The sequence below is a fragment of the Rhizobium sp. BK512 genome (assembly GCF_014194915.1).
Lineage (GTDB): Bacteria > Pseudomonadota > Alphaproteobacteria > Rhizobiales > Rhizobiaceae > Rhizobium.
The window spans coordinates 449,466-465,915 of record NZ_JACIAS010000007.1; the positions used below are offsets into that span (position 1 = coordinate 449,466).

The following is a 16,450-nucleotide window of genomic DNA, read 5'->3' on the forward strand; positions in this document are numbered from 1 at the left end:
ACAGCCTTGTGCACCCCGATTGTTGACGCTTTGTCCAGTGCGTGTTTCCGAGCGGGAGACCGTTCTCCATTTCGCCTGGAAATGCCTTAATTGCGCGCGCGCCAATAGGCGATCTGCTTCCTGACTTCCGAAGGTGCGGTGCCGCCAAAACTCTTGCGACTGGCGACCGAAGCTTCGACCGTCAGCACGTCATAGACCTTGTCGGTAATGGCAGAATTGATCCCCTGCAGATCGGCGAGCGGAAGCTCCGACAGATCGCAGCCCCTGCTTTCGGCAAGGGCGACGGCGCGGCCGGTGACGTGGTGAGCATCGCGGAAGGGAAGGCCCGCCTCGCGCACCAGCCAGTCGGCAAGATCGGTTGCGGTCGAGTAGCCGGAACCGGCGGCCGCCTTCATGCGGGCTGTATTGATCGTGAGGTCGCGCACCATGCCAGTCATGGCGGCAATCGCAAGTTCCAGGCTCTCGGCTGCGTCGAAGACCTGTTCCTTGTCTTCCTGCATGTCCTTGGAATAGGCGAGCGGCAGGCCCTTCATGATCGTCAGCAGGGCGATCAGCGAGCCATTGATGCGGCCGGTCTTGGCACGCACCAGCTCGGCCGCATCCGGGTTCTTCTTCTGCGGCATGATCGAGGAGCCGGTGGAGAAGGCGTCGGAGAGACGCACGAAGCCGAATTGCGGCGTCGACCAGATGACGATCTCTTCTGCAAGACGCGACAGATGCACGGCGCAGATTGCGGCAATCGCCAGGAACTCGATAGCAAAATCACGGTCGGAAACGGTGTCGATCGAGTTGCGGGTCGGCTCACGGAAACCGAGAGCCTTGGCCGTCATGTGGCGGTCGATCGCATAGCCGGTGCCGGCGAGCGCTGCCGCACCGATCGGGCTTTCGTCGAGATGTTCGATTGCGTGGCGAACACGCGAGCGGTCGCGGCCGAACATTTCCACATAGGCCATGCAATGGTGGCCGAAGGTCACCGGCTGGGCTGTCTGCAAATGTGTGAAACCAGGCATGACGCTGTCTGCATGTTCCTCGGCGCGATCGAGGAAGGCTGCGATCAAATCGGTCAGCATGGCCTCGGTTTTTTGCAGTTCTTCCTTCACCCAGAGGCGAAAGTCGAGCGCTACCTGGTCATTGCGCGAACGGGCCGTGTGAAGGCGGCCGGCGGCCGGGCCAATCAGGGTCGCAAGCCGGGCCTCGACGTTCATGTGAATGTCTTCGAGCTGGCGGGAGAATTCGAAATTGCCGCTTTCGATTTCTGACAGGATCGTGTTTAGCCCGTGAACGATCTTGTCCTTATCGTCGCCGGAAATAATGCCCTGATGGGCGAGCATCGTGGCGTGGGCGATCGATCCGCGGATGTCCTGGGCAAACAGCTTCTTGTCGAAACCGATCGAGGCATTTATCTCCTCCATGATCGCATCGGGGCCGGAGGCGAAACGTCCGCCCCACATCTGGTTGGAGGATTTGGTGTCCGTCTTGTCCTCGGCCATGGAAGATGCCCGTCCTGGAGAATGAAATGACGACGAAAAAACCCTTCGGCCTGCCGTCCGTGAAACTGATCGCAATCGCTGCCCTTGCTGGCATCGTTGCCGGTGCGGCAGCGGTATACGTGAAGGAGACGGGCATTGGCAATGGCGTCGGCGATACGGCTTCGGCCGAGTGCCCGCTGACGAAGGAGCGCAGTGCCAACCTGAGCTCCCTCATGAAAGGCCAGGTTGCCGCCATGGTCGCCGCCAACCAGCCGAAAAAACTTCAGACAGTCGCGTTCAACGGCCCTGACGGCAAGCCGATGACGCTCGATCATTTCGCCGGCAAGACCGTGCTTCTCAATCTCTGGGCCACATGGTGCGTGCCCTGCCGCGAGGAGATGCCGGCACTGAACGCGCTGGAGAAGGATATGGGCAGCGACAAGTTCCAGGTCGTGCCTGTCAATATCGATAGTGGTGACGATGAGAAGCCGAAGGCGTTCCTGAGCGAAATCGGTGTCGATGCGCTGCAGCTTTACCGGGACAATACGATCGGCGTCTTCAATAGCCTGAAAAAGGAAGGACTTGCCTTCGGTCTTCCGGTCACGCTGCTGCTCGACGAAAAGGGTTGCCTGATCTCGGCCATGAACGGTCCGGCCGCATGGGATAGCGACGATGCCAAGGCGCTGATCAAGGGGGCGATCGGGTCGTAAGGACGCGGCTCAGGGGTCACCGGCGCCGCGGATAAGGAACACACCTGCCAGTCCGATCAGGACGCAGCACTGCAGCAGAAACATCGGCAATTCGCTCGACATGTTTTTTCCTCCCATTCACGGCAGGAAAGCATGTCGCGAGCCTTTGTTCCATTCGCCTATTTTAGTGATCAGGGACTTATCGGGTCGGAACCGGGGTTTCGCCGCGATAGTCATAGAAGCCGCGGCCGGATTTGCGGCCGAGCCAGCCGGCCTCGACATATTTCACCAGAAGCGGGCACGGGCGGTATTTGCTGTCGGCGAGGCCGTCGTGCAGCACCTGCATGATTGAAAGGCAGGTATCGAGGCCGATGAAATCGGCAAGCTGCAACGGTCCCATCGGATGGTTGGCGCCGAGCTTCATGGCGGTATCGATGGCATCGACCGTGCCGACGCCTTCGTAGAGCGTATAGATCGCTTCATTGATCATCGGCAGCAGAATGCGGTTGACGATGAAGGCCGGGAAATCCTCGGCGACCGTAACGGTCTTTTCCAGCGATGCGACGAATTCCCTGGCGGCGGAAAAGGTTGTTTCCTCAGTCGCGATGCCGCGCACCAGTTCCACGAGCTTCATGACCGGAACCGGGTTCATGAAGTGGATGCCCATGAAGCGCTCGGGACGGTCGGTCGCGGCTGCAAGACGCGTGATCGACAGCGAGGAGGTGTTGGTGGCAAGGATCGCTTCCGGCTTCAGTACCGGACAGACCTGAGTATAGATCTTGCGCTTGACGCTTTCATCTTCGGTTGCCGCCTCGATCACGAGATCAGAGGGGGCGAGATCGTTGACATTGGCCGAGCCGGTAATATGGGAAAGCGCTGTGCTGCGCTCTTCATCGGTCATCTTGCCGTTCGTCACCTGACGCGCAAAATTGCCGTTGATGGTGGCAAGGCCGGACTCGATACGGTCTTGCGACAGATCGTAGATATGAACCTTGTATCCTGCGGCGGCCGAAACATGCGCGATGCCGCAGCCCATCTGGCCCGCACCAATGATACCAATATTCTTCAACACCGCGCTCATCTCCAACCCCCGCCCGGCATACACCCCCGCGCCGCCGGTATTTTTATATGAAATTGCCGGACGAAAGATCGCCCGGCAAAAGTAGTAGACCGATAGAAGACAATTTTCCAGTCATTCGCAAGTGCGAAAAGAAGGCAATCTGACCGATCAGAGGGCTTTTTCGAGCTCCGGCAGGACGTCGAAGAGATCGGCGACAAGTCCATAGTCGGCGATCTGGAAGATCGGGGCCTCTTCGTCCTTGTTGATCGCGACAATGACCTTCGAATCCTTCATGCCGGCGAGATGCTGGATGGCGCCCGATATGCCGCAAGCAATGTAGAGCTGCGGGGCGACGACCTTGCCGGTCTGGCCGACCTGCCAGTCGTTCGGGGCGTAACCGGCGTCGACGGCGGCACGCGAGGCGCCGACGGCTGCACCGAGCTTGTCGGCGACCGGCAGGATGACTTCCTTGAACTTCTCGGCGGAACCGAGCGCGCGGCCACCGGAGATGATGATCTTGGCGGAGGTCAGTTCCGGACGTTCGGAGGCCGAGAGCGCGTCGGACACGAAGTTCGAAAGGCCCGGATCGGAGACGGCGGGGATTGCTTCGACGGCGGCCGCGCCGCCCTCGGAGGCGGAGGCGAAGGAAGCGGTGCGCACGGTGATGACCTTCTTGGCGTCGGTCGCCTGCACCGTCTGGATCGCGTTGCCGGCATAGATCGGGCGCTTGAAGGTATCCGGCGAAACCACTTCGATGATTTCGGAGACCTGGGCGACATCGAGGAGAGCGGCGACGCGCGGCATGACATTCTTGCCGGTGGAGGTCGCCGCGGCGACGATCGTGTCGTAGCTCCCGGCCAGAGAGACGATCAGGTCGCCAAGCGGCTCAGCAAGATTGTTGGCGAGTTCATCGCTTTCGGCGAGCAGCACCTTGGAGACGCCAGATAGCGTGGCAGCCGCGTCGGCGGCGGCCTTTGCGCCCTTGCCGGCGACGAGAACGTGGATGTCTCCGCCAATCTGTGCGGCAGCCGTCAGGGCCTTGGCGGTCTGGTCGGAAAGGGTTGCGTTGTCGTGGTCAGCCAGAAGAAGAATGGCCATGGTCGTAATTCCTTTCTCGAACCTTAGAGGACGCCGGCTTCGTTCTTGAGCTTGTCGACAAGCTCGGCGACCGACTTCACCTTGACGCCCGCCTTGCGGCCGGACGGCTCTTCCGTCTTCAGCACCTTGAGGCGTGGAGCGGTGGAAATACCGAAATCGGCCGGGCTCTTCTTATCGAGGGGCTTCTTCTTCGCCTTCATGATGTTCGGCAGGGTGGCGTAACGCGGCTCGTTCAAGCGCAGGTCGGTCGTGACGACCGCGGGTAGCTTGACCTTGATCGTCTGCAGGCCGCCGTCGATCTCACGGGTAACGGTGGCATTGTCGCCCTCGATCGCGATCTTGGAGGCGAAGGTCGCCTGGGCGGAGCCGAGGAGGGCTGCCAGCATCTGGCCGGTCTGGTTGGAATCGTCGTCGATCGCCTGCTTGCCGACGATGATCAAGCCCGGCTTTTCGGCGTCGGCAACACCCTTGAGGATCTTTGCCACGGTGAGCGGTTCGACGGCGTCATCGGTTTCAACGAGGATGGCGCGGTCGGCGCCCATTGCGAGCGCGGTGCGGAGCGTTTCCTCGGCCTTGGCCGGGCCGATCGAGACGACGATCACTTCCTCGGTCTTGCCGGCTTCCTTCAGGCGAAGGGCCTCCTCGACCGAAATCTCGTCGAACGGGTTCATCGACATCTTGACGTTGGCAAGGTCGACGCCCGATCCATCCGGCTTGACGCGGATCTTCACGTTGTAATCGACAACGCGCTTGACTGGGACGAGAATTTTCATGGGGTCCTTCCTTCGAACAGAGATGGGCCTTCAACAGAGACTTCTGGGAAAATGCGCGCTTGGGCGCCGCTCCGATTGTCGAATGGCGACATGGATACGCGTTTTTCCTCCAAATACAACGCTTCCGTGACGCAGCCGGTCGATTTGGATGGCAATATATTAACGTTTACGTTCACGTCAATATTAAAGCTTGTCCCGGCCCCAGGGCAGGCGCGGTGGCACGGGCATGCCCGAGGCAGTGACGCGAATGGGGATCGGCCGATCCTTGACGGCGCGCGGCGTCACGATCTGCCGGTCGAACAGCGGCACGCCCGGCCGGCGCATGACGAAAATGAGCAGGGCACCCGCGATGATGCCTCCGACATGGGCGCCCCACGAGACATTGCCGTCGGAATCGATCAACAGCATGAAGAACTGCTGGCCGACCCAGAGCAGGAGCGGGATGAAGGCGGGTAGCGGCAATGGCACGCGGAAAAAAACCAGCACCCAGACCCGCACGCGCGGATGCAGCATCAGATAGGCCGCCACCACACCTGAGATCGCCCCGGATGCGCCGACGAGCGGGGCTTCCGATGTCGTCGACAGCAGGCCGTGGCAGAGGGCACCGGCGGCGGCGCAGGCGAGGTAGAAGATGAGGAAGCGCAGATGCCCCATTGCATCCTCGACATTATCGCCGAAGACCCAGAGGAAGATCATATTGCCGGCAAGATGCCAGAAACTCGTATGGATCAGGGAATAGGTAACGTAGGTGGCTGTCTCCGGCACGATTTCCAGTCCCGGCGCCAGCACCGCATGGCCGAAGACGATGGCCGGGATATAGCCGAGGCCGATAGTCGCGGCCTGGGCGACCTGCTCGGTTTCGACCGTCGTGAAGATCCAGGCGGCGATATTGACCGCCATCAGACCGAGTGTGACCCACTGAACCTTGATGTGTTTCAGCGTATTGGCATCGTGCAGAGGTATGAACATGAAAGCCTGCCCCCGGCGATCGTGACGGCTGCGAACCTACCTGTTTTTTCCGGGAACCCAAAGCACATCCGCCTTGCCGCCATCATTTGCATGGCGGGCCGCAACGAACAGCAAGTCGGAGAGACGGTTGACATATTTGAGGGCCGCGACGCCCACGATCTCTCCCTCGCCGCGGGCAAGCGCAACCATCAGCCGTTCGGCACGGCGCGCCATCGTCCGGGCAAGGTGCAGATGAGCGGCGGCAGGGCTGCCGCCGGGCAGCACGAAGGATTTCAGCGGGTCGAGATCGGCATTCAGCCTGTCGATATCGCGTTCCAGCCGGGTGACCTGGCTTTCCACGATGCGTAGCGGCTCATAAGCCGGCGGCTCGTCGGTTTCAGGCGTAGCCAGATCGGCACCGAGGTCGAAGAGGTCGTTCTGGATCAGCATCAGCATGGCATCGAGTTCGGGCAGGTCCGCCGTATGCAGCCTTGCGACGCCGATTACCGAATTGGTTTCGTCGATGGTGCCGTAGGCTTCGACACGCAGGTCATGCTTGGCACGTCGCGGGCCGGAGACGAGCGCGGTCGTGCCGTCATCGCCGGTTCTGGTGTAGATCTTGTTGAGCTTTACCATTGACGGCTTTCGGATCAGCTCGGGCGTCCGCCACCGGTCAACCAGAGCGTCAGCATGATCAGGATGACGGCGATTGCCTGCAGCAGCACGCGCAGCTGCATCAGCTTGTTGGAAAGGTTCGGATCGCCACCCTTCATCATGTTGAACAGGCCGCGGATCAGCACGAGGGCGACGAGACCCATGACGATGATCGCAATGACGTAGGTGACTGTGGACATGGCAGTCTCTTTTCTTTTCAGTCCGTCCAGCGCATCAGGCGGTAGAAGAGGTCGGACGGAAGCAGCCTCTTCAACAATATGCCCTGTTTAGCCGGAGTCGTTACGGGATAATGTGGCTTCGGATTTTTCGAGTTCAATGCACGTGTCAATACTGCGTAGACCGCCTCGGGGCCAAGCTTGTGGCGGTTGACCGGGCCTGAGCCTTCAAGGCGGGCGAGTTGCCGGCGGTATTCGACCGCATGGGGCGAGTTTTCCAGGTCGATATGTTCTTTGATCTTCGCCAGCGCGTTTGTGGTGAAGCGGCTGGTGATCGGTCCCGGCTCAATCAGGCTCACATGAATGCCGCTTCCCTGCAGCTCCATGCGCAGGGTGATGCTCAGGCCTTCGAGCGCGAATTTCGAGGCCGTGTAAGCACCGCGATAACGGTAGGGCACGAGGCCGAGGATCGAGGAGCATTGGACGATGCGACCCTGGCCGCGCCGGCGCATGAAGGGAATAACCAGCCTGGTCAGTTCGTGCCAGCCGAAGACATTGGTCTCGAACTGGTCGCGCAGGGCCTGCGTGGAGAGATCCTCGACTGCGCCCGGCTGCCCATAGGCGCCATTGTTGAACAAGGCATCGATCCTGCCGCCAGTGCGCTCGGCCACTGCGTCCACCAGCGCCGAGATCGTTTCAGGCTGCGTGTAGTCCATCAGCACGGCTTCGATGCCGTCGGCTTCGAGCGACGACAAATCCTCCGCCTTGCGTGCTGTGGCGAAGACACGCCAGCCGTCGGCTTTCAGGGCGCGCGCGCAATAAGCGCCGATGCCGGAAGAGCATCCGGTCACGACGATGATGCGCGGGTCAGCCATTCAATGATTCCTGTACAAAATGGGACTCGTTTCCCATATTCGCGGAAAGGATACAATTGGGAAGCAGAATGCCGAAATTCCTGCGCACGTTCTACGATGTGGTGTACGACGCCATCTGCCACCTTATCGAGGACGATGGCTTTGCGATGGCAAGCCATGTGGCGCTTTCCACCCTGCTTGCAGTCTTTCCCTTCCTGATCTTCGGCACGGCGCTTGCCAATTTTCTTGGTGCCGACCAGTTTTCCACCACGGCCATCCATCTGATCTTCGATACGTGGCCTGAAGCGATCGCCAAGCCGCTGGCCGACCAGGTGGTGGAGGTCTTGACGATCCCGCGCGGCGGGCTGCTGACCATCTCCGTGCTTGCGGCTGCCTATTTCGCCTCGAACGGTGTCGAGGCACTCAGGATCTCGCTCAATCGCGCCTATCGCGTGCAGGAGACGCGCCCTTGGTACTTCACCCGCCTTGCGAGCCTCGGTTATGTCCTCATCGCCGTGATCATCTTTGCGGTCATCAGCATTCTGCTCGTGGCAGTCCCTGTCGGTCTTGATTATGCCCGCGACTGGCTGCTGCACAACGACTCGCTCGAATGGCTTCCCGTCACCATCCGCCAATGGCTGCCCGCCATCGTCGACACACTCGAAATTGTCTTCAGCTGGCGCATCTACGGCACGCTCGTCATGCTGACGATTGCCCTGCTCGTCGTCCATCTCTGGCTGCCCTCCGGCAAGCGTCGCGTATTCGACGTCGTCCCGGGCGTGTTCCTGACCTTGATATTCTGGCTCATCGGTGCGCTGATCTTTGCCTATTATCTTGCGACCTTCGCCAACTACACAGCCACCTATGCCGGTCTGGCGTCCGTCATGATCGTGCTGATCTTTCTCTATATGGTGGGTGTCATCTTCATCGTCGGCGCAGAGATCAATGCGGCGCTCATGAAGTTCCGGGTGTTGCGCAATTTCTCGCGAACCTTCTCGGTGGTCGGACGTGACCACGCCGCCGATTCAAAGCCCGACAAGACGGCGAATATCGGCGGCTGACAGCCCCCTGGCACGCAGTTCCGCAAGGCCGGTATCGCCCTCACTCTTGGAAAGTTTGCGGCCTTCTGAATCCACGATGAGGCGGTGATGGTGATAGACGGGCTGCGGCAGGTTGAGCAGCTTCTGCAGCAGCCGGTGCACCGAGGTGGCGTGGAAGAGGTCGAGGCCGCGCACGACGTGGGTCACGCCCTGCAGCGCATCGTCGATGACGACGGAGAGATGATAGCTCGAGGGCGCGTCCGAGCGTGAGAGAACGACGTCGCCCCAGGCGACGGGCTCGGCCAGGATGTCGCCCTTACGCTCATCGCCTGTCTCCATCCAGAACAGCGGTTCGCCGATCAGGTCCAACGCCCTGCTCATGTTCAGCCGCCATGCATGTCTGAGACCGGAGCCCAGCATCGCGTCGCGTTCTTCCTCGCTGCGGTCACGATCGTCGGCTGGATAATGCGGCGTGCCATCCGGATCGCGCGGCCAGGGTTCGCCCATCCGCTCATAGGCGGTAACGCGTGCCTTGACCTCACCGCGCGTCAGAAAGGAGGGATAGACCAGCCCGCGTTCGATCAGCGAATGAAGGGCTGCTTGGTATTCGGAAAAATGTTCCTGCTGGCGACGGACCGGCTGTTCCCATTCAATGCCCAGCCACCTGAGGTCGGCGAATATGCCGGCCTCGAATTCCGGTGTGCAGCGGGTCAAGTCTATGTCTTCGATACGCAGCAGCAGCCGACCGTCTGCGGCCCTGGCCATGTCGTTGTTCAGGAAAGCCGACAGCGCGTGACCGAGATGCAGCAGCCCATTGGGGCTTGGAGCGAAACGGAACACGGGCTTTTGACGCGGAGTCGTGATCATGCTTTCTTCTCGCATGGATTTGAAGCGATCGCGAGGCAAGGTGCGAGTCATCAGCAATGAAAAGGATATTGAGGAGGGGCTTGCCGCTCTCTTCGTTCTCGATCCGCGGCTCGTGGCAATTGCCAGGGAGGCAGGCCCCGTTCCGCTCAGATTACGCGAGCCAGGATTTGCCGGCCTTGCCCATATCATCGTTTCGCAGATGGTATCGCGGGCGAGCGCCGAGGCGATCTGGCGGCGGATGCAGCCAGAGAGCGGAATGCTGAGCGCGCAATCTTACATGTTGCTTCATCCCGATGCCTGGCGCGAGTTCGGTCTCTCGCGCGCCAAGGCCGATACACTGACGCGGATTGCGCAAGCGGTTGCTTCCGGACGAATCAATCTGGAGGCCATGATCCAAAAACCACCCGGCGAAGCGCTCGCAGAACTGACGGCTCAGAAGGGAATCGGGCCATGGACGGCGGAGGTCTATTTGATGTTCTGCGGCGGTCATGTGGATGTGTTTCCAACTGGCGACGTGGCGCTTCAGGCGGCGGTCGCTGCGGCATTCGGTCTCGCTGAACGCCCGCAAGCCAAAGTCCTTGCAGGGCTTGCGGAAATCTGGTCGCCATGGCGTTCGGTCGCAGCCCGGCTTTTCTGGGCTTATTACGCTGCAAAAATGCGTCGGGACGTGCTGCCGGTCGTCTGACGGACGCCCTCCCTCAATTTGCCTTTATCCCCTGAATTTATTGGACTTCACAATCCTGTAACAACCGGCCTAATATACAAGTGCAGATGCCGAATCGATCCAGGAGGGCTCCTTGACGATTGCAGTCTCACCACAGGCCCTGCCAGCGCTCGTCCTGAACGCTGACTACCGGCCGCTGAGTTATTACCCCTTGTCGCTCTGGTCCTGGCAGGACGCGATCAAGGCGGTATTTCTCGACCGTGTGAACATTATCGCAGAATATGAGCATGAGGTTTCCTCACCGAGCTTCTCGATGCGGTTGCCGAGTGTCGTGTGCCTGAAGACTTACGTTCAGCCGTCCCGCAATCCCGCCTTCACCCGCTTCAACGTCTTCCTGCGCGACAGGTTCGAGTGCCAGTATTGCGGCGCTCACGACGATCTGACTTTCGACCATGTCATCCCGCGCGCTCACGGCGGCGAGACAACCTGGGAGAATGTCGTGGCAGCCTGTTCTCCCTGCAATTTGCGCAAGGGCAGCAAGCTTCCGAAGCAGGCTGGTATGCTCCCGGCGCAAAAGCCTTATCAGCCGACCGTGCAGGACCTGCACAATAACGGTCGGCTCTTCCCGCCGAACTACCTGCATGACAGCTGGCTCGACTACCTCTACTGGGACACCGAGCTGCAGCCCTGATCGAACGACTACGCAGTCTTCTTCACGCTCCAGAAGGCGAAGGCTGCGAGGACCAGGCTTGCGATCACATTCCAGCCGGCGAAGGACAAGCCCAGGACCCGCAGCGCTGCATCCGTGCAGGACGGGCCCTTGATCGTATTCAGTTCGCCCAGGAGATCGCCGGCATTGGTGGTCATGCTGCTGGCCGTGGTCGAGCAGGTGGCCGGGCCGGGCCAGAAATGCCACTCGACGCCGGCGTGATAGACGCCCATGCCGGCGCCCACCAGCATGAGGATGCCGACGGCGAGGATGATGGCGCGCGTCATCCAGTTCGGCAGGCCGACGAGAGCCGCAACAGCGCCGACTACAGCGATTGGAATGCCATAATAATAGGGCTGGCGCTGCAGCAGGCAGAGCGCACACGGAATATATCCGCCGATATACTGGAAGCCGAGCGCCGTGCCGACGACCACTGCCATGGCAATGGCGAGCAGCAGCGAGAGGGTGAAGCCCGGGCGGGCAAGCGGCGAGGTGGGGGCATTCATGGCGGAACTCCGCGAAGTTGGCTCAGTGGGCAAAATATCGATAGGCTAGATATAGCACGATCACGACTGCCGCGCCGACGCCGACGATCTGGCCGAGGCGCTTCTCGATGAAGTGGCGGATCGGCTCGCCATAACGGCGCAGCAGCCAGGCAAGGAAGAGGAAGCGGGCGCCGCGGGCGATGATTGCCGAAACGATGAAGAGCGGCAGGCTGACGTGGATGACGCCGGATAGAATCGTGACGATCTTGATTGGCGGCAGGTGCGCCAGACCCGATGTGACGAGAAGCAGGAGGATCGTCTCGTAGGTGACGTAGGACTTCATCTGCTCGAATTGATCGAGCTTTCCATAGAATTCCAGCACCGGGCGCGCGACAGCCTCGTAGGCATAATAGCCGAGCGCCCAACCGGCGATTCCGCCCAGCACCGATGCGATGGTAGCGACGATCGCGTAGCGATAGGAGCGTTCGGGCTTGGCAAGTGCCATCGGCAGGAAGAGCACGTCCGCGGGAACCAGAAAGACGGAGCTTTCGACGAAGGCGATGACGGCGAGCCAGACTTCGGCCGATTTCTTAGAGGCCAGAGACATGGTCCAGTCGTAAAGTCTGCGGAGCATCCGTTTCCTTTCCTTGTTGCGACGCACAAAGCATTAGGGGGCGATCGTGACGCTGTAAATGCTTGGTCTTCGGCTTGACGACGTTCGCGCTGAAAATTTTCGTGATTGAAATGGTCCCCCTCCCAAGATTTAGCAGGATGGCAAGGGGGCGAATCTGCGGCAAGCTACCGGCAGATCGAAATATTGACGGCATCCGATGAGATTGAAGGTCATAGATGGCGGGCTCAGCGCCGCCAAAGAATGGGACAAGGAAGCGGAGCACCGCCGGCCGGAACATGCGGATGTTCGCCGCGAGGCCGAGCGGCGTCTCGGTGCCAGTGGATATCACCGGTCACGGGTCATGGAATTTGCCATTGGTGTGCCGATGCCGTCATCACTCAGATACCTCGCCATGCAGATCGAATATGCTGCCGAGGCAATGTGCCGTCTCGATCATATTCCAGCTGATTTCGATTCAGACCTGTACTGGCCGGCGCTGGACAGCACTACGACAGCGTGACAGGGGTTTGGCAACGACTAGCCGCCGGAGCGCTTACGACAGGTCCATGGATTTTTCCCACTGCTGGCGCATGACGTTCATTTCGGTGCGCTTCTGGGCCATTTCGCTGACGATGGCCCGGAGGTTTGGATGACGCGACATGAACATGTTGAAATCGCGGCGCTCCAGCACTTCGAATTGGCAGAAATCGACAGCGATGACGTCAGCCGTACGGCGACCGCCACTGAGTAGCGCCATTTCACCGAAGAAGGCGCCGGGCTCCAGGCGAACCGAGCCGCTTGCCAGCCTCACTTCGACCGCGCCGGAAGAAATGAAATACATGCTGTCGCCGCGGTCGCCGCGTCGGATGACACGTTCACCGGGTGGAGCAAGTCTAGCCTGGAAGAGCAACAGCAGTTCCTCCAGTGCATCCTCGTTGACCTCTGAAAAGAGCGGGAAAGTATCGATCAATTGCTGGATGCGCAGATGGTGCTGGCGTTCACGCTCCTCGCCGATTGCACGGATCTTCTCGAGTTCGCGGCTGAGAGTGTCCTGATTCTTGCGGCCGTACGTGTCGTAGACGCGCGGCCATTTCGTCTTGATATGGCGGTTCAGGTTTTCCGCTACGAAGATGACCAGCGGATTAAGGGTGATGGAGAGGATCGCGGCAGCGAGGATCAGATCCTGCCCCTCATGCGGCAACAGACCGAGGGAGACACCGAGTCCAGCGAGGATGAATGAGAATTCGCCGATCTGAGCAAGGCCACCGGCGGCCGTCAGGCCCATGCCGATCGGATAGCGCAAGAAAGTTACGATGCCGAAGGCGATAATCGCCTTGCCGATGATAATCAGCGCCAAGGCACTGATGACGGCAAGCGGCTGCTTCACGATGATCGATGGATCGAAGAGCATGCCGACCGAGACGAAGAACAACACCGAGAAAGCGTTCTGCAACGGCAGGGAATCGGCTGCCGCTCGATGGCTGAGATGGGATTCGCTCATGACCACGCCGGCAAAGAAGGCGCCGAGCGCGAAGGAAACGCCAAAGATCGCCGCCGAGCCAAAGGCGATGCCAAGTGCGATGGCAAGCACCGCAAGAGTAAAAAGCTCACGCGAGCCGGTGCGGGCAATCAGCGTCAGAAGCCAGGGCACGATACGCGGGCCGAGGAAGATCGCCATGGCGGCAAAAGCTGCGACCTTCAGCAAGGTCAGCGCGATCGTGGCCCAGAGAGGCAGGTCGAGGCCGTGCCAGGCTTCACCCGCATGGCCACCCAAAAGCTCGGCCAGCGCCGGCAGAAGCACGAGCGCCAGCACCATTGCAAGATCCTCGACGATCAGCCAGCCGACGGCAACACGCCCACCGGCGGTGTTGACGAGGTTGCGTTCTTCCAGCGCTTTCAGAAGTACGACGGTACTGGCAACCGAAAGGCTGAGGCCGAAGACGATGCCGGCGCCGAGGCTCCAGCCCCAGAGTTCTCCGAGGCCGATGCCGAGCAGGGTGGCAAGGAGAATCTGGCCAATGGCCCCGGGTATTGCGATGCCGCGCACGGCAAGAAGATCGGATGCCGAGAAATGAAGGCCGACGCCGAACATCAGCAGGATCACGCCCATTTCGGCAAGCTGGCTCGCAAGCTCGGTATCGGCAACGAAGCCCGGCGTAAAAGGCCCCATGACGACCCCGGCGGCAAGATAGCCGACCAGTGGCGGCAGCCTCAACCTGTCCGCGCCGTAGCCAAGAATTACCGCAAAGACGAAGCTTATGGCTACCGTCGCAATGAGTCCCGTTTCCTGGTGCATCAGCCCTCTCAAAATGCCGCAAGGCCGGCACTTTAGGACGAAGCGTCGGCAAAGTTAAAGAGTTGATTTGAATAGAATTGGCTTAAAGGACTGCCTTTTTGGGCGGAACCACGAAGCTCCTGGGTCGTTGCCTATGCATGAAGACGAGGAGAAGAGATATGCGAAAGATCATCATCAACTGTGCAATCGCTGCCCTTGCCTTGGGCTCTGCTGCGGCGCCTGCAATGGCAGACAGCGTTACAGTCACACGCGAGCGCGCCTATGACGGTTATGATCGCTACGGCCGTGACCGAGACCGGGTCCGCCCCGGCGTTACCATCAGTGATCGCGGTATTACGTTCGGCGCGGTGCGCGAACGTGATCGTTATCGCGATCGGGACCGTGACCGCTGCTACACGCGCAGCGTGACCCGCGAGACTGACGAAGGCACTGTCACAAAAACCGTAAGACGGTGTGACTGAGCAGCAGGCTAAGGTCCTGCACTTTGTGGAACCTCAGCATCGTCGGCCACGGATGGTGCCTCGCCCTTCAGGGCGGGGCAAACATACTAGATCTGATATTTAGAGATATTTGGTGCCCCATGCCGGGGTCGAACCAGCACTTCTTTCGAAACTCGATTTTGAGTCGAGCGCGTCTACCAATTCCGCCAATGGGGCAGCGAAATACGAGGCGGCTGTCTAACATGCGTTCGCCCGCGCGTGCAAGACGGCGGGCGAAGTTTAGCCGCTTCGAATTTTGTGTTTAGTGGGCCACAGTTGCGCTTGCGCCGGTTAGGCCTGATTTCTTCAGCGTGATCGCCAGAACCGAGGCCAACAGGCAGAAGGCACCGGCAATGAAGAAAGCCGGCAGGTAGCTTTCCAGCGCCGTACGCGACAGGCCGGCGCCGTAAGCAGCGGTTGCCGCGCCAAGCTGGTGGCCGGCGAAGACCCAGCCGAAGACGAGGCCGGCTTTTTCACGGCCGAAGCGGTCAGCGGCAATCTTGACGGTCGGCGGCACCGTGGCGATCCAGTCGAGGCCGTAGAAGACCGCGAAGATCGACAGGCCGTAGAACGAGAAATCGCTGAAGGGCAGGAAGAGCAGCGAGAGGCCGCGCAAGCCGTAATACCAGAAAAGCAGCCAGCGATTGTCGAAGCGGTCGGAAAGCCAGCCGGAGCCGATCGTGCCAAAGAAATCGAAGATGCCCATGACGGCAAGCACGCTGGCGGCTGCGACCGGCATAATGCCGTAGTCACCGCAAAGGGTCACGAAATGCGTCTGGATCAGGCCGTTGGTGCTGAGACCGCAGATGAAGAAGGTGGCAAACAGGATCCAGAAGGTCGAAGTCGTCGAGATTTCCCTGAGAACCGTGATCGGCGTTGCAAGGGCGGCGGCGAGTGTGCCGCGGGCGGGGGGCGGCGTCACCTGAGTTTCGCCGACCGAGGGCAGGTTTACGTCCGAGGGGCGGTCACGCATGAAAAGCAGCACGAGAAGAGCAGCAACCATGATCATCGCGCAGACGAAGAAGACCGTGGCGCGCCAGCCGTAGCGTTCGGTCAATTCCGCCATCAGCGGCAGGAAGACGAGCTGGCCGGTCGCCGAGCTTGCCGAGAGCATGCCGACGACAAGGCCGCGATGCTTGACGAACCAGCGGGTGGAAACCGTGGCTGCCAACACCATGGCAGTCAACCCGGTTCCGAAGCCGACGACGATGCCCCAGAGCGCCAGCAGATGCCAGAGCTTGGTCATGAACAGCGAGCCGACGAAGCCCGCGCCGATCAAGGCAAGGGCAAAGACAATGACCTTGCGGACACCGAAATAATTCATGAAGGCGGCCGCAAACGGTCCCATCAGGCCGAAAAGGATCAGGCGGATGGCAAGTGCGGAGGAAATCTGCGAAGTTTCCCAGCCGAACTCGTTCTGCAGCGGCTTGATGAGCACGCCCGGCGCGCCCATTGCGCCGGCGGTTACCAGCATGGTCAGGAAGGTGGCTGCGACGACAACCCATCCATAGTGGATGTTTCGCCGAGCAAGGGTTGAAGCAAGTACAGCAGAGACCATGGGCAAATTCCGTTTGTG

Annotated in this window: 19 protein-coding genes and 1 tRNA gene; 6 read left to right on the forward strand and 14 right to left on the reverse strand. The window is 60.4% G+C overall.

All coding sequences use genetic code 11. The features are described from left to right. Positions 1-86: 86 nt before the first annotated feature. Positions 87-1,490, reverse strand: a complete 1,404-nt coding sequence (gene argH, locus FHX06_RS25535) for an argininosuccinate lyase (protein WP_183881278.1) — start codon at positions 1,488-1,490, stop codon at positions 87-89. 26 nt (positions 1,491-1,516) lie between these two features. Between argH and tlpA the strand changes: the two genes are divergently transcribed. Further along, positions 1,517-2,179 (forward strand): thiol:disulfide interchange protein TlpA, encoded by a 663-nt coding sequence (tlpA, locus tag FHX06_RS25540; RefSeq protein ID WP_113209834.1) that lies wholly within the window; start codon positions 1,517-1,519, stop codon positions 2,177-2,179. A gap of 178 nt (positions 2,180-2,357) precedes the next feature. Here the strand turns inward: tlpA and FHX06_RS25545 are convergent, their stop codons facing one another. The 7 genes from FHX06_RS25545 to FHX06_RS25575 form a co-directional block, all read right to left on the reverse strand. Next, entirely contained in the window at positions 2,358-3,239 is an 882-nt protein-coding gene (locus tag FHX06_RS25545; protein ID WP_112970886.1) for a 3-hydroxybutyryl-CoA dehydrogenase, read from the reverse strand. Between the two features lie 147 nt (positions 3,240-3,386). Next, a complete protein-coding gene (locus FHX06_RS25550) occupies positions 3,387-4,316 on the reverse strand; it encodes an electron transfer flavoprotein subunit alpha/FixB family protein (RefSeq protein WP_113209685.1) in 930 nt (309 codons plus the stop codon). Between the two features lie 23 nt (positions 4,317-4,339). Beyond that, positions 4,340-5,089 carry an electron transfer flavoprotein subunit beta/FixA family protein gene (locus FHX06_RS25555; RefSeq protein WP_113209684.1) on the reverse strand — a complete coding sequence of 250 codons (750 nt, stop codon included), beginning with the start codon at positions 5,087-5,089 and terminating at the stop codon, positions 4,340-4,342. Positions 5,090-5,272: 183 nt separating this feature from the next. Beyond that, a complete protein-coding gene (locus FHX06_RS25560; RefSeq protein WP_112970889.1) occupies positions 5,273-6,058 on the reverse strand; it encodes a rhomboid family intramembrane serine protease in 786 nt (261 codons plus the stop codon). Between the two features lie 36 nt (positions 6,059-6,094). After that, the gene (locus tag FHX06_RS25565) at positions 6,095-6,673 is read right to left on the reverse strand and encodes a cob(I)yrinic acid a,c-diamide adenosyltransferase (protein ID WP_113209683.1); all 579 of its coding nucleotides are present in this window, start codon (positions 6,671-6,673) and stop codon (positions 6,095-6,097) included. Positions 6,674-6,687: 14 nt separating this feature from the next. Next, complete coding sequence (locus FHX06_RS25570; RefSeq protein WP_037101578.1) at positions 6,688-6,891, reverse strand: twin transmembrane helix small protein; 204 nt, start codon at positions 6,889-6,891, stop codon at positions 6,688-6,690. Between the two features lie 17 nt (positions 6,892-6,908). Continuing rightward, a complete protein-coding gene (locus FHX06_RS25575; protein ID WP_112970891.1) occupies positions 6,909-7,742 on the reverse strand; it encodes an SDR family oxidoreductase in 834 nt (277 codons plus the stop codon). 68 nt (positions 7,743-7,810) lie between these two features. Between FHX06_RS25575 and FHX06_RS25580 the strand changes: the two genes are divergently transcribed. Then, positions 7,811-8,782: a YihY/virulence factor BrkB family protein gene (locus FHX06_RS25580; RefSeq protein ID WP_112545523.1), complete on the forward strand. Its 972-nt coding sequence runs from the start codon at positions 7,811-7,813 to the stop codon at positions 8,780-8,782. Here FHX06_RS25580 and gluQRS read toward each other — a convergent pair. Further along, positions 8,747-9,628, reverse strand: coding sequence for a tRNA glutamyl-Q(34) synthetase GluQRS (gene gluQRS / locus FHX06_RS25585; protein WP_113209682.1), 882 nt, complete (start codon positions 9,626-9,628; stop codon positions 8,747-8,749). The genes FHX06_RS25580 and gluQRS overlap by 36 nt on opposite strands. Here gluQRS and FHX06_RS25590 point away from each other — a divergent pair. Both FHX06_RS25590 and FHX06_RS25595 read left to right on the forward strand, forming a co-directional pair. Further along, complete coding sequence (locus tag FHX06_RS25590) at positions 9,627-10,313, forward strand: DNA-3-methyladenine glycosylase family protein (protein WP_113209681.1); 687 nt, start codon at positions 9,627-9,629, stop codon at positions 10,311-10,313. The two genes, gluQRS and FHX06_RS25590, sit on opposite strands and share 2 nt — an antisense overlap. 112 nt (positions 10,314-10,425) lie before the next feature. After that, the gene (locus FHX06_RS25595; protein WP_112545520.1) at positions 10,426-10,983 is read left to right on the forward strand and encodes an HNH endonuclease; all 558 of its coding nucleotides are present in this window, start codon (positions 10,426-10,428) and stop codon (positions 10,981-10,983) included. A gap of 8 nt (positions 10,984-10,991) precedes the next feature. Here the strand turns inward: FHX06_RS25595 and FHX06_RS25600 are convergent, their stop codons facing one another. Both FHX06_RS25600 and FHX06_RS25605 read right to left on the reverse strand, forming a co-directional pair. Beyond that, positions 10,992-11,507, reverse strand: a complete 516-nt coding sequence (locus FHX06_RS25600; protein WP_112545519.1) for a disulfide bond formation protein B — start codon at positions 11,505-11,507, stop codon at positions 10,992-10,994. Between the two features lie 22 nt (positions 11,508-11,529). After that, entirely contained in the window at positions 11,530-12,120 is a 591-nt protein-coding gene (locus tag FHX06_RS25605; RefSeq protein WP_112545518.1) for a YqaA family protein, read from the reverse strand. 196 nt (positions 12,121-12,316) lie between these two features. Between FHX06_RS25605 and FHX06_RS25610 the strand changes: the two genes are divergently transcribed. After that, a complete protein-coding gene (locus tag FHX06_RS25610) occupies positions 12,317-12,619 on the forward strand; it encodes a hypothetical protein (RefSeq protein ID WP_113209680.1) in 303 nt (100 codons plus the stop codon). Positions 12,620-12,652: 33 nt separating this feature from the next. On the opposite strand, the gene FHX06_RS25615 is transcribed toward FHX06_RS25610, so the two are convergent. Further along, complete coding sequence (locus FHX06_RS25615) at positions 12,653-14,395, reverse strand: cation:proton antiporter (protein ID WP_112545516.1); 1,743 nt, start codon at positions 14,393-14,395, stop codon at positions 12,653-12,655. Positions 14,396-14,553: 158 nt separating this feature from the next. Here FHX06_RS25615 and FHX06_RS25620 point away from each other — a divergent pair, with 158 nt between their 5' ends. Continuing rightward, positions 14,554-14,856, forward strand: a complete 303-nt coding sequence (locus tag FHX06_RS25620; RefSeq protein ID WP_113209679.1) for a hypothetical protein — start codon at positions 14,554-14,556, stop codon at positions 14,854-14,856. A 110-nt stretch (positions 14,857-14,966) separates the two neighbouring features. Here the strand turns inward: FHX06_RS25620 and FHX06_RS25625 are convergent. Beyond that, positions 14,967-15,051 (reverse strand) — tRNA-Leu (locus FHX06_RS25625). Between the two features lie 85 nt (positions 15,052-15,136). After that, complete coding sequence (locus FHX06_RS25630) at positions 15,137-16,432, reverse strand: MFS transporter (RefSeq protein WP_112970896.1); 1,296 nt, start codon at positions 16,430-16,432, stop codon at positions 15,137-15,139. Positions 16,433-16,450 lie beyond the last annotated feature (18 nt).